Origin of the sequence: Corallococcus sp. CA047B, from assembly GCF_003612065.1 — a bacterium.
GTDB lineage: Bacteria > Myxococcota > Myxococcia > Myxococcales > Myxococcaceae > Corallococcus > Corallococcus praedator.
Map to the genome: position 1 here is coordinate 1 of NZ_RAWD01000317.1, position 10,892 is coordinate 10,892.

Genomic DNA, 10,892 nt, shown 5'->3' on the forward strand with positions numbered 1-10,892 from the left:
CGATTGGGATTGCCCACCCCGCGCAGCACCCGTTTCACGTGTGGGCCCATCGCGCACCGTGCGTCATTCCTAGACATGCCAGGACAGTCGGGGTCCCCCTACCGTACGCGTCGTGAAGGGCGTGAGGGTCAGGGGTGACACATACAGCCCCCGCGGCTCCCGCTTCCACCAGGCCCCGGTGCGCTGACGCTCCTCGCGGGACGTCATCCGGTAGTCATGGAGCACCGCGCGCACCAGACGGGGTGGATGGTCCGGAAAGGGATTGGCCGCGAACAGCCCCAGGACCTCCGGCGAGCCCTCCAGCAGCCGCTCCAGCAGGGACAGGAACCATGAAGGCGGCCCGCCCAGCGCCGCGAACCACATCTGCCAGTCCAGCCGGGGCTGGTGGGGCGCCACCTGACGCGGTGGCCGGTCCACCGCCGCGGTCTTGTAGCGGAAGGGATACTCCACCCAGTGCTCGCCGTCGTCCGAGCCCTCCACGGTGATCTCCGGCCGGTCCACCGTCATCACCGCGAACAGGCCATAGGAGTTCACCGAGTGCAGCGGATGCGCCCGGTCCTCCAGCCACCCCACCGCCTCCACCACGCGCGCCGGACCGCGCGGCCACCACCCCATCCGTCGCAGCAGCTCCGTGGTGCCGAGCGCCAGGAACGGCACCGCCGCGACCGAGGACACCGCCGTGCTCAAAACCGACGGCCGCCGCGCGGGCCCGGCGTCCCGCCACAGGCGTTCGGGAAGCACGCGCCGCAGGGCCGCGTCGTCCAGCAGCCACAGCCCCAGGGCCAGCGACTGGAAGTTGAAGAAGCCGTAGTTGCCCGTGGTGATGATGGCCGCCTGCAACGCCGCGAGGGTGGCGAAGGCGACCTGCCGCACGCGCCGGGGTCCGAAGGAGAGGAAGGGCACCGCCGTCTCCACCGCCAGCACCCCTGCGGTGCCCGCGTGGCGCACTGCACGTGGAAGCTGGTGCGCGACCCAGCCGCCCCGCGTGGGCAGGGGCGCGGTCTCGAAGTACACGTCGCACGCGCGCAGCTCACGCCACGTCCGGTCCCCCGAGTGGAACTTGCTCACCCCCGAGCCGAAGTAGAGCCGGAACACGAGCATCCGGAAGAGGAACACCTCCACCGCCGACACGTCCCGCTTCCCCAGTCCGGGCCGCAGGCCTGCCGGCGCGGTGAGCGCGCCCAGCACCCCCATCTCCAACAGCAGCACGTCCCACTGGAACGACAGGAACTCGCGCCCCAGGGACACATACGACAGGTACAGCGCCCACAGCGCCTTCGCGCTCAGCGCCGGGGCCACGTTGAGGATCAGCGCCAGCGACAACGCCTGCCCCGCGCGACATCCCCGCACCAGCGCCGCGTCGGACGCATCCAGCCAGAACACCGACGGCCGCCGCCATTTGCCCTGCGCGGCCCAACGCTCGGACTTCGCCACCTCGCGGATGGGACGGATGCCCTTGTCGCCATAGAGGCCCAGCATCTGGCGCCCCAGCGACGTGAAGGCGATGAGGAAGGTGCCTCCCAAGAGGCGCAGGAAGGCCCACCGCACCAGCCGGTGACTGGCGGGTTCCGTCACCCGGCTGAACAACCACGTGTCCAGGCGCGACGCGCGACGCCGGTGGCGCGCGATGAGCGAATACACCGCGCCCGCGCCCTGCTTGATGCCGGGCAGGAGCCCCAGCCGCGCGGCGAAGCGCGTCCCCGCGTGAGGCGACCAGACGAGCATCCGGAAGACCGCCTCCGCTCCGGACGAGCGGCGCCCCGAGGGCTCCACGAGTTGCATCGCCCGGCGCATGTCCTTCTTCGGGATGCCCAGCAGCGTGAGCAGCCACCCGCTGGCGCGGACGAAGCGCACGCGGCCTTCCGTATCACCGCGCCAGCGCTCCACCCAGCGCTTGCAGAAGCCACAATCCCCATCGAACAGCACGAGCGGTCGCATCGCGTTCCTCCCTGGCGCCAGGACAAAGGTGAGTGCGGCACGGACGATGCGAAGGGGCTGCTGGAAGGGCTGGCAGGCAGAGGAGCGGGCGCCCGTGTCATCCCGGCGCCGGTGCCTAGATTTGGCCGCATGAGCGAGCCCAAGGCCCAGGCGAGGAAGACGGTCGAGGTCGTCCCGGGAGTGCATCACTGGACGGTCAAGGACGACCGGATCGGCGGCGGTCGCAGCGACGCGTACGCGGTGGTGGATGACGACGGCACCGTCACCCTCATCGACCCGTTGCCCATCGACGAGAAGGCCCTGCGCGAGCTGGGCAACCTTGAAGCCATCGTCATCACCGCGGGCAACCACCAGCGCTCCGCGTGGCGCATGCGCAAGGCGTTCGGCATTCCCGTCTGGGCTCCGGAAGGCGCCCAGGGCCTGGAGGAAAAGCCAGACTTCGAATACGTGGCCGGCCACACGCTGCCCGGCGGCATCAACACCTTCCAGACGCCCGGCCCCACCGAGTCCATGTACACGCTCTGGCTGCAGAAGAGCCCGCACGCGGTCGTCTTCATCTCCGACCTGCTGTCGCGCGAGGGCAAGGGCACGCCGAAGTTCGTCCCGGGCGAATACCAGGATGAGCCCATGCGCACCCGCGCCAGCATCCAGCGCATCCTGGACCACCTGCCCATCCAGACCGTCTGCTTCGCGCACGGCGCGCCCATCGTCACCGACGGCGCCAGCGCCCTGCGCAAGGCCCTGGACCAGGACGACGAATACCCGAGCGCTCCGGCTCCGGCCTAACCGTGCAGCTCGCGCACCAGCACGTGGCCCGCGTCCTGCCCGGGAGGCACCAGCTCCAACCGGGCCCCCGCTTCCGCGCGGTCCAGAAGTGAGCCCAGCGCCACCAGGTCCGTGACGGGGATGCGCGTGGCGGGAGCCTGCTCCTCGCCGCGTGCCATGGCCTGCGCGACGCGGGCCTCGTCGCCCAGGTCGGTCTCATAGACGAAGGTGCGCTCGTCGTAGTCGTGTCCGCCGGGCACGCGCCCCACGAGCCGCATGGGCCCCAGCCGCGTGTGCACCCGCACCGCGGGATTGTCCCACTGGGTGACGCCGCGCAGCCGCTTCGCGCGCACCATGCCCAGCGTGAGCGTCTTCACCCATGACGAGGCACCCCGCCCCGGCAGGAAGCTGAACAGCGACACGCCCACGAAGAGCCCCGGCGTCAGCGACGGCGCCACGTAGCAGGCCGCGCCAATGGCCAGCTCCTCATCCGCCAGCAGCAACCGTTCGCGCGCGGGCGCCTTCAACAGCCGCGCGGGACAGCGCAGCAATCCAATGGCCCCGGGCAACAGGTACAGGTCCGACAGCACCCAACGCGGCACGCCGATGCCACCGAAGGCGAGCTGGTTGAGCGTGAGGTACTGCCGCGCCAGCTCCGCGTTGTGCTCCGCCAGCAGGTGCGTCACCGGGATGCCGGCGGGCGCCAGGTCCAGCGACGGGACGTGCACGCCGGAGCCCAGCGCCTGCAACGACAGCTCCGGGTTCGCGGCGAAGAACGCCTGGGCCAGCGGCGCGAGCTCACCCGCCATCGGCTTCGATGTCCTTCGCCACCGCGTCCAACCGGTACTCGGCGGGGAGCTGGACGCGGCTTGCGTCCACCGTGGCGCGCGATACCAGACACCGCGAGGAGCCGCCGCCCTTCTCCGTCAACTCTGGCATCGGCATGGGCACCACGCGCATGCCCAGCCCCTGCAACAGGTCCACCACGTGCGGCGGCATCACCGTGGGCGCGAGCAGGTCCCTGCCCAGGGGCAGTCCGTTGGTCGCATAGCGGCGGATGTCCGCCTCCGTCACCCGCACCAGCCGGTCCGCGCCGAAGCGCTGCTCCAGGAGCGCCACCGACTCCGGCGCCATCACGTCCGGGCACACCAGCAGCCGGTCCACCGCCGGCAGGGGCAGCACCGCCATGTTCCCGTGGAACGCGGGCTCGCGCACCTGCACGCGCAGCAGCTCGCCGGGGAAGTGGGGCTCCGCGGCCTCCAGTCCCTCCAGCGTGGTGCGCCCGCCCCAGAACAGCAGCGTCACGCCGTCGAACGTCGCCACGTCGCCGTGCGCCTCCCAGACGCCCGGGCCCGGCTCCACCACCTCCATCCCCATGCGCCGGGCCAGCGGCGCCCAGTGCTCGCTCTCAGCGAAGCGGTGCGCGCTCATCATCCGGGGCAGGAGGAACAGCGGGGCCTGCCCTTCGCGGGCCACCACCTGACCGCACTCGGCCGAGTAGGGCATGCCCGTCAGCACGTCCGAGGGCGAAGGCAGCGCCACCACCGTGCCTCCGCGCGCTTCGATGTGCCGCGCCAACGTCAGCCATTCCCGCCTCGCGCCGCGTGCATCCGCGGGAGCGGCCTCGCGGCTGCGGAAGTTCGCCCGGCCGCGCAGGGCCCAGCCCCGCCCCGGGGGAGACATCAGGAAGAGGTCCATCATCCCTTCGCTTCTAGTCCTCGCACGGGGGCGTCACAACGCATCCTCGACGCGACGTCCGGCCATCCGACGCCCGGCCGTCCAGCGGCCCACAGTGCACGGGGAGGCCCGTGCGGCGGATCCACGCGGGAGGCACATCCCTTCAAGCCCATGCGCCAGCCCGTCGCGTGTCCAGGGTGCGGATGACCCCGTGGCCCGCTCGGCCGCCCTCTCGTTTTTCACCCGTGGGGGCTCCTCACCCGCCCCGCGCACGCGATAGGGTGCACCCCTTTTTGAGCACAAACGGGTTGGGGCTTCATGCACTTCGAATCAGCCTTCGTGCTGCTGTTCTCCATCGCGACCGCGGTGGCGATCGCGGCGCGCTACTTCAAGTTTCCGTACACGGTGGCGCTGGTGCTGGCGGGCCTCGGCCTGGGCGTGGTGCACATCTTCGAACCGCCGCACCTGACGAAGGAACTGCTGTTCGCCGTGTTGCTGCCGGGCCTGCTGTTCGAGGCGGCCTTCCACGTCGACTTCCGCAAGTTCTGGAAGAACAAGCTGACCATCACCTCGCTGGCGATTCCCGGCGTGGTGGCGTCCATGGGACTCACGGCGCTGCTGCTGTCGCCGGCGATGAAGGGGATGAACTACCTGGAGGGCTTCGGCCTCATCCACGCGATGGTGTTCGCGTCGCTCATCGTGTCCACGGACCCCATCGCGGTGGTGGGCCTGTTCAAGGCGCTGGGCGCGCCCAAGCGACTGGCCATCCTGGTGGAGGGCGAAAGCCTGCTCAATGACGGCACCGCCGTGGTGCTGTTCATGCTTGTCGTGAGCGTGGCCAACGGGGAGAAGTTCACCGTGGGCGGGGCGACCTGGGACTTCATCAAGATCGCCGGCATGGGCGTCGTCATTGGCGCGGCGGTGGGCTTCGTGGTCGCGCAGGTCATGCAGCGCGTGGACGACGCGATGGTGGAAATCACCCTCACGATGATCGCGGCCTACGGTTCGTTCGTGGTGGCCGAACACTTCCACTACTCGGGCGTCATCGCGACGGTGGTGGCCGGCATGCTGTGTGGCAACTGGGCGGCACGGCTGAGCATGAGCCCCACCACGCGCGTCGCGGTGGAGAGCTTCTGGGAGTACCTGGCGTTCGCGCTCAACTCGGTGGTGTTCCTGCTCATCGGCCTGGAGGTGCAGCTCACGTCGCTCTTGGCGTCGTGGCAGCCCATCCTGCTGGCGTACGGCGCGGTGGTCGTGGGCCGCGCGGTGGTCGTCTACGGCGTGTCCGGCCTGTTGCGCTTCACGTCGGAGCGGCTTCCGTGGAGTTGGAGCGCGGTGCTCACCTGGAGTGGCCTCAGGGGCGCGGTGTCCATGGTGCTGGTGCTCGGTCTTCCGGAGGACTTCGCCCACCGCGAGATGCTGGTGAACATGACGTTCGGCGTGGTGGTGCTCTCCATCATCTTCCAGGGCCTCACCGTCGCCCCGCTCCTCAAGCGCCTGGGCATCACCGGCATCAAGGACATCTACCAGGAGAAGTATGAGCTGGCCCGCGGCCGGCTGGGCGCCATCCACGCCGCCATCGCGTCGCTGGAGGCCATGCGCCGCTCGCGCGAAATCCCCGTGGACGTGCTGGAGCCCATGGAGCGCGAGTACCAGGAGAAGGCCGCGGCGGTGGAGCAGGAGCTCGCCGCGCTCAAGCAGCAGTCCACGCGCTTCCACGAGGAGGAGCACCAGGAGGCCGCCCGCCGCGTCCTCATCGTGGAGAAGGACGCTCTCTTCGACGCCTACCAGAAGGGCACGCTCAACAAGGAGGTCTTCGAACACCTGTGCGCGGAGCTGGATGAGCGCATCGCGAAGACCAAGGACGCGGAGGCCCACGTCCCCATGGAGGACGCCCACGCCAGTCCGGAAGCCCTGGCGTCCTGAGCGGCCCGCTACCGCTGCGTCCGGGCGAGCTGTTCGATGGCGTCCAGCTCCGCCCGGAGCGCCTCACGCGCTGACGCCGGAAGCGCGAGTGCATCGATGTCCCGCGCCAATTCCCGGGCACGGGGCACATCCCCCAGGGCCACGGCCAGCTCCGCCCGTGCCGCGAGCGCCCGGCCGCGCTCCTCCACCGTGCCGGCGTCCGCCTTCCTCAGCGCGACATCCAGGACCTTCGCCGCCGCGACGTCGTCGTTCTTGAAGTCCCGCAGACGGCGGGCCGTCTTCAGCGCCTTGCCGAGGAGCGACACCGGCCTCGCCTCTTCCTCTCCATGGCCGCCGGGTTCGTCGCGCCGGATGAACATGACCGAGTTGCCCGACGGGTCGACGACGGTGAAGCGCGTCTGCCCCTTCTTCATGCGCGTCACGCGCGGCAGGCCCTTGAGGGGAATCCGGCCGTAGGCCTTTCGCAGCGCCTCCGCGAAGGTCGCGTGCAGCGCCTCCACCTCCTCCACGATGACCAGACAACTGCTGAAGGCCGTCTGGGGATCCAACCCCTTCAGCCCGAAGAAGTGCAGGTGGGCACCGCCGCGCCGGGTGGCCGCGTAGGGGTTCGGGTTGCGCTGCTGGTACGTCACCTCGAAACCCAACAGTCCGTAGAACGTCAGCGTCGGCTCAATGGCGACGCACGGGAGCAATGGAATACAGGCGTCATGTTTCATGGGCACCGTCCTCCGGGGTGAGGTCCTTCTCGAGCCGCAGGCGCGCTTCGCGAACACCTTCGACCGCCGCGGACAGGAGCCCCGGAGCGAGGCTCGCCCCCAGCCGGTTCGCCCACGCGGCATGCGCGGCCTCCACCTTGCGCAGGGCGCGCCGTCCCGCCGCCGTCAGCGAGAGCAGCTTCGCGCGCTGGTGATGGGGGTTCTCCACGTACGTGACGAAGCCGTCGCTCGCGAGCGCATCCGCCGTCTGCTGCACGCTCTGCCGGGCAAGGCCCATGGTGCGCGCCACCGCCGCCACCGTGGCGGGCCCGTGGTCGATGACACCCAGCACCTGCCAGCGCGCACTCGTCAGCCCCGCCGGAGCGCTCAGCCGGTCCCCGGCCTGGAGCAGCAGCCCGTTCAACTGGAACACTTCCAAGATGAGGTCGGTGAAGGCGGCGGCGTCCCTGGGCAGTGGCGACATGGGCAGGAACCTGTCAATTCGACAGGAGCCTGTCAATCCTTGCTACCCGCCTGTCGGGGAGCCCGACGACCCGGAAGGCCCCCACCTCCCGTATGAAAGGAACCGGGCCCGGTATCGTCGCGGCGTTGCGAGCGACCCGGACCTTCAGGAGATGCGACGCATGCGGCGGACATGGAGCACCTGGGTGGCCCTCTGCCTCTTCGCGGGAGGCTGCACGCCGCTCGACCTCACCGTGCTCTCCCCGGGCCAACTGGCCCGCTCGCGAATCCTCCCCGAGCCGCCGGGCGCCGCGTGCCCGTACGGGGGCCAGGCCCTCCAGACGGGGTTGGACTTGAACGAGGACGGCGAGCTGGGGGCGGACGAAGTCACGCTCACCCAGTACGCCTGCGCCAAGGCCCCCACCTTCGAGCCCACGCCCGCGCAGGTGGTGGTGCGGACGCTGAAGCTGGACCCCGGCACCCCGTGCCCGGACGGCGGACAGGTGACCCAGGCGGGGCTCGACACGAACGGCAACGGCACGCTGGACGACGAGGAAGTCACCCGCGAGGTCCACACCTGCCAGGGCGCCGTGCCCGTGCGCGCGCGCGTCCGTCCGGTGGCGACCCACGTCCTCTGTCCCTCCATCGCGACGGTGCTGGAGGCCGGCGAGGACGCGGACGGCAACGGCGTGCTCGACCCCTCGGAGGTCCAGGCCTCCCATCCCTTCTGCGAGGTGGACACCCCCCGGCTCCAGTTCCAGCTCCAGCCCGAGCCGGCCGGAGGACGCTGCGGGCGCCCCGGCACCCGGGTGGACGCCTACGGCGACCTCAACGGCAATGGCCAGCGGGATGCCGACACGGAGCCCGCCGTCATCCTCACCGTGTGCCAGTCCACGCGCGTCTACGAGGGCACCTACGTGGTGGCGGACGCGGCGGACCTCGCGGTCCTCCAGGGCGTCACCCGTGTCACGGGAGACCTGCGCTTCACCAGTGAGACGCTGACGGGGCTCACCCTGCCGGAGCTGTCCGTCGTCCAGGGCTCCCTGGGCATCGAGTCCAACGCGCTGCTCACCCACGTCGCCCTGCCCGGCCTGCGCTTCGCCCGGGACGTCGCGCTGAATGACAACGCGGTGCTCGCCACGGCGGCGCTCGGTGACGCGGCCGGGTCGCAGGTCCACGTGGACCGGAACCTGTCGGTGCGTGGCAATCCCCAGCTCGCCTCCCTCGACGGACTGCGCGCGCTGACGCCCCGGAATGAACTGGGCGTTTCGGAGAACGCCCTGCTGGAGACGTTCACGTTCCCCTACGTCACCAGCCTCCCCGGGGGACTCGCCGTGCAGCGCAACCCGAAGCTGCGCACGTTCAGCCTTCCCGCGCTCGCCTCCGCCGAAGGCCTGTCGCTGTCCCAGAACGCGGCGCTGGAATCCCTGGCGGGACTGCCCGGGCTGCGCACCGTCGAACACCTCGACATCTTCTCCAACGGCGCGCTGACGTCGCTGGCGGGGTTCGACACCCTCATCTCCGCCAACTCCATCACCGTGGCCCGGAACGCGAAGCTCCAGACGATGACGGGCTTCCTCCCCAATCTCATCCGCGCGGGCTCGGTGCTCATCGGTGACAACGCCGCGCTGGAGTCCGCGGGCGGCATGTCGTCGCTGCGGACCGTGTCGGAGTCGTTCACCCTGCGCAACAACGCCCGCCTTCAGCGGGTGACGGACCTGGAGTCCCTCGAAGCCATCTTCAGCCTCACCGTGGAGTTGAACCCCATGCTCACCGACCTGGGCGGCTTCGGGCCCCTGCTGCGGATGGAGCGCCTGTCGGTCCGCTACAACCGGGACCTGCAGGAGCTGTCCCGGCTCAACGAGCTGCGCTACCTCCAGTTCCTCAAGCTCACGGACAACCCCAGCCTCACCGGCCTGGGCCTGGAGTCGCTGCTCGCGGTGGAGCAGGGGTTCTCCGTGGAGAACAACCCCCTGCTGCCCACCTGCCGCGTGCAGCAGCTGGCGGACCGCGCCTACTCCGGTTCGCCCTTCGAGCTCAGCATCCTCGGCAATGACAACCAGACGCCCTGCCAGCCGTAGCCACCGCGCGCACCGTCAGCTCGCGCCGCCCTCCACCCGCGACTGGAGCACCGCGCCCAGCACCTCCGCGGTGTCCTCGCGCAGCCGGGTGAGGTGCGTGTAGAGCACGTCCTCCACCTGGGACACCGCCTCCGGGGGCGCGCCCGCCTCGCGCAGGCCCGCCAGCACCGCGTACGCCGCCACGCCCAGCAGCCCCACGAAGCCGCGCGACTCCTCCCAGAACTCCTCGAAGCACGGCACCGCCTCGCCCGCCACCACGCGCCCGAGCCGCCCCAGGCACACCTCCCAGTAGGCCCGGTGCGCGTCGCGGGCCGCGGCTTCCGCGAACGGACCCTGGCGCACCTGGACCCGCGTGCCTCCATCATTGGTGGGGTGGAAGGCCAGCTCCGCCCGGGTGCGTCCTGACGGCACCGGCCCGCCCTCCCAATCCATTTCAAGCGCCAACGACTTCGGTGGCTCCGCCTCCACGACGCAGCCCACCTGCGCGAACGAACGACCCAGGGCGTCCCGCAGCACCACCCGGTAGGGCTGGCCCAGGGCGCCTGGATCCGGCGCGTGCGTGCGGTGACAGCCCGGGGGCGCGCCGAACCAGCGGCGGATGAGCGAGGGCTGCTCGAACGCGGGGAACACCGCCTCCGGCGGCACCGGCAGCTTCCAATCCAGCTCCAGCTCCAGGTCGCTCACGCCTGCACCCCCGAGCGCGTGCGCAGCTCGAACCGGGGCACGCGCGCCAGCTCCGCTTCCGGCGCCCGGTACTGCTCCACCACCAGGCTGATCCGCGAGTCCTCCAGCCCCTTCGCGCCGGAGGAGATGGCCTCCACCTCATGCAACAGGTCACCCCGGAACATCACCAGCGCGCGCTCCAGGGGCGTCACCTCCGCCACCCGACCTCCCCGGTGGTACAGCCGCAGCGCCCCGCCCCGGAGTTCCTTCGGAACCTGGACATACAGCACGCTCACCGCCACCGGGCATCCGATACTGGGACCGTAGAATTCAAGACTCCGGTCGATGTGCGCCGCGACCCCACGGCCCTGTCCCACCAACAGGGGATTGAGCAGGAAGGCGTTGCACTCCGACAGCAGCGTCTTCGCCAGGTACGGCGCGAACGCCGGAAAGCGCCGCGTCACGTCCGGCAGGGCCTCCCGGCGGAACGTCAGCGAGAAGCCGTAGGTGCCGGAGAACTGCCCCGACAGGTTCGACTCCCCCAGGAGCGACGAGCCCAGGATGGCCGAGCGGATGGACGCCGTCGTCTCCTCGGGCAGGGCCTCGGGAGTGCGGTGGAAGAAGGTGTCGAGCCGGAAGGCCCCACCCCACGGTGGCTGGAAGCGCATGGCCCCGGAGTCTACCC

10 protein-coding genes are annotated in these 10,892 nt (G+C 70.6%); 3 read left to right on the forward strand and 7 right to left on the reverse strand.

Going from position 1 to position 10,892, the window contains the following annotated elements; all coding sequences use genetic code 11:
- Positions 1 to 69 precede the first annotated feature (69 nt).
- Entirely contained in the window at positions 70 to 1,938 is a 1,869-nt protein-coding gene (locus D7X74_RS33710; RefSeq protein ID WP_120537110.1) for a lipase maturation factor family protein, read from the reverse strand.
- Between the two features lie 129 nt (positions 1,939 to 2,067).
- On the opposite strand from D7X74_RS33710, the gene D7X74_RS33715 reads away from it, so the two are divergent.
- On the forward strand, positions 2,068 to 2,724 hold the full coding sequence (locus tag D7X74_RS33715; RefSeq protein ID WP_199741957.1) for an MBL fold metallo-hydrolase: 657 nt from the start codon (positions 2,068 to 2,070) through the stop codon (positions 2,722 to 2,724).
- Here the strand turns inward: D7X74_RS33715 and D7X74_RS33720 are convergent.
- Entirely contained in the window at positions 2,721 to 3,512 is a 792-nt protein-coding gene (locus D7X74_RS33720; RefSeq protein ID WP_120537112.1) for a hypothetical protein, read from the reverse strand. The genes D7X74_RS33715 and D7X74_RS33720 overlap by 4 nt on opposite strands.
- Positions 3,502 to 4,404, reverse strand: coding sequence for a dimethylarginine dimethylaminohydrolase family protein (locus D7X74_RS33725; RefSeq protein WP_233602374.1), 903 nt, complete (start codon positions 4,402 to 4,404; stop codon positions 3,502 to 3,504). The genes D7X74_RS33720 and D7X74_RS33725 overlap by 11 nt, the downstream gene beginning before the upstream one ends.
- A 294-nt stretch (positions 4,405 to 4,698) precedes the next feature.
- Here D7X74_RS33725 and D7X74_RS33730 point away from each other — a divergent pair, with 294 nt between their 5' ends.
- On the forward strand, positions 4,699 to 6,306 hold the full coding sequence (locus D7X74_RS33730; RefSeq protein WP_120537113.1) for a Na+/H+ antiporter: 1,608 nt from the start codon (positions 4,699 to 4,701) through the stop codon (positions 6,304 to 6,306).
- An 8-nt stretch (positions 6,307 to 6,314) separates the two neighbouring features.
- Here the strand turns inward: D7X74_RS33730 and D7X74_RS33735 are convergent, their stop codons facing one another.
- Positions 6,315 to 7,022, reverse strand: a complete 708-nt coding sequence (locus D7X74_RS33735) for a VOC family protein (protein WP_120537114.1) — start codon at positions 7,020 to 7,022, stop codon at positions 6,315 to 6,317.
- On the reverse strand, positions 7,012 to 7,485 hold the full coding sequence (locus tag D7X74_RS33740) for a MarR family winged helix-turn-helix transcriptional regulator (protein ID WP_120537115.1): 474 nt from the start codon (positions 7,483 to 7,485) through the stop codon (positions 7,012 to 7,014). The genes D7X74_RS33735 and D7X74_RS33740 overlap by 11 nt, the downstream gene beginning before the upstream one ends.
- A gap of 160 nt (positions 7,486 to 7,645) precedes the next feature.
- On the opposite strand from D7X74_RS33740, the gene D7X74_RS33745 reads away from it, so the two are divergent.
- Positions 7,646 to 9,544, forward strand: coding sequence for a hypothetical protein (locus D7X74_RS33745; protein ID WP_120537116.1), 1,899 nt, complete (start codon positions 7,646 to 7,648; stop codon positions 9,542 to 9,544).
- Positions 9,545 to 9,559: 15 nt separating this feature from the next.
- Here the strand turns inward: D7X74_RS33745 and D7X74_RS33750 are convergent, their stop codons facing one another.
- Positions 9,560 to 10,228, reverse strand: a complete 669-nt coding sequence (locus D7X74_RS33750) for an SRPBCC domain-containing protein (RefSeq protein ID WP_120537117.1) — start codon at positions 10,226 to 10,228, stop codon at positions 9,560 to 9,562.
- On the reverse strand, positions 10,225 to 10,892 hold a 668-nt coding region (locus D7X74_RS33755), incomplete at its 5' end, for a 2OG-Fe(II) oxygenase (RefSeq protein ID WP_233595929.1). The genes D7X74_RS33755 and D7X74_RS33750, both read right to left, overlap by 4 nt.

Excerpts from the sequence above, each read along its gene's own strand:
- D7X74_RS33720 (WP_120537112.1), bottom strand. The coding sequence starts at position 3,512 with ATGGCGGGTGAGCTCGCGCCGCTGGCCCAGGCGTTCTTCGCCGCGAAC.
- D7X74_RS33730 (WP_120537113.1), top strand. The coding sequence starts at position 4,699 with ATGCACTTCGAATCAGCCTTCGTGCTGCTGTTCTCCATCGCGACCGCG.
- D7X74_RS33710 (WP_120537110.1), bottom strand. The coding sequence starts at position 1,938 with ATGCGACCGCTCGTGCTGTTCGATGGGGATTGTGGCTTCTGCAAGCGC.
- D7X74_RS33745 (WP_120537116.1), top strand. The coding sequence starts at position 7,646 with ATGCGGCGGACATGGAGCACCTGGGTGGCCCTCTGCCTCTTCGCGGGA.
- D7X74_RS33740 (WP_120537115.1), bottom strand. The coding sequence starts at position 7,485 with ATGTCGCCACTGCCCAGGGACGCCGCCGCCTTCACCGACCTCATCTTG.
- D7X74_RS33725 (WP_233602374.1), bottom strand. The coding sequence starts at position 4,404 with ATGATGGACCTCTTCCTGATGTCTCCCCCGGGGCGGGGCTGGGCCCTG.
- D7X74_RS33715 (WP_199741957.1), top strand. The coding sequence starts at position 2,068 with ATGAGCGAGCCCAAGGCCCAGGCGAGGAAGACGGTCGAGGTCGTCCCG.
- D7X74_RS33735 (WP_120537114.1), bottom strand. The coding sequence starts at position 7,022 with ATGAAACATGACGCCTGTATTCCATTGCTCCCGTGCGTCGCCATTGAG.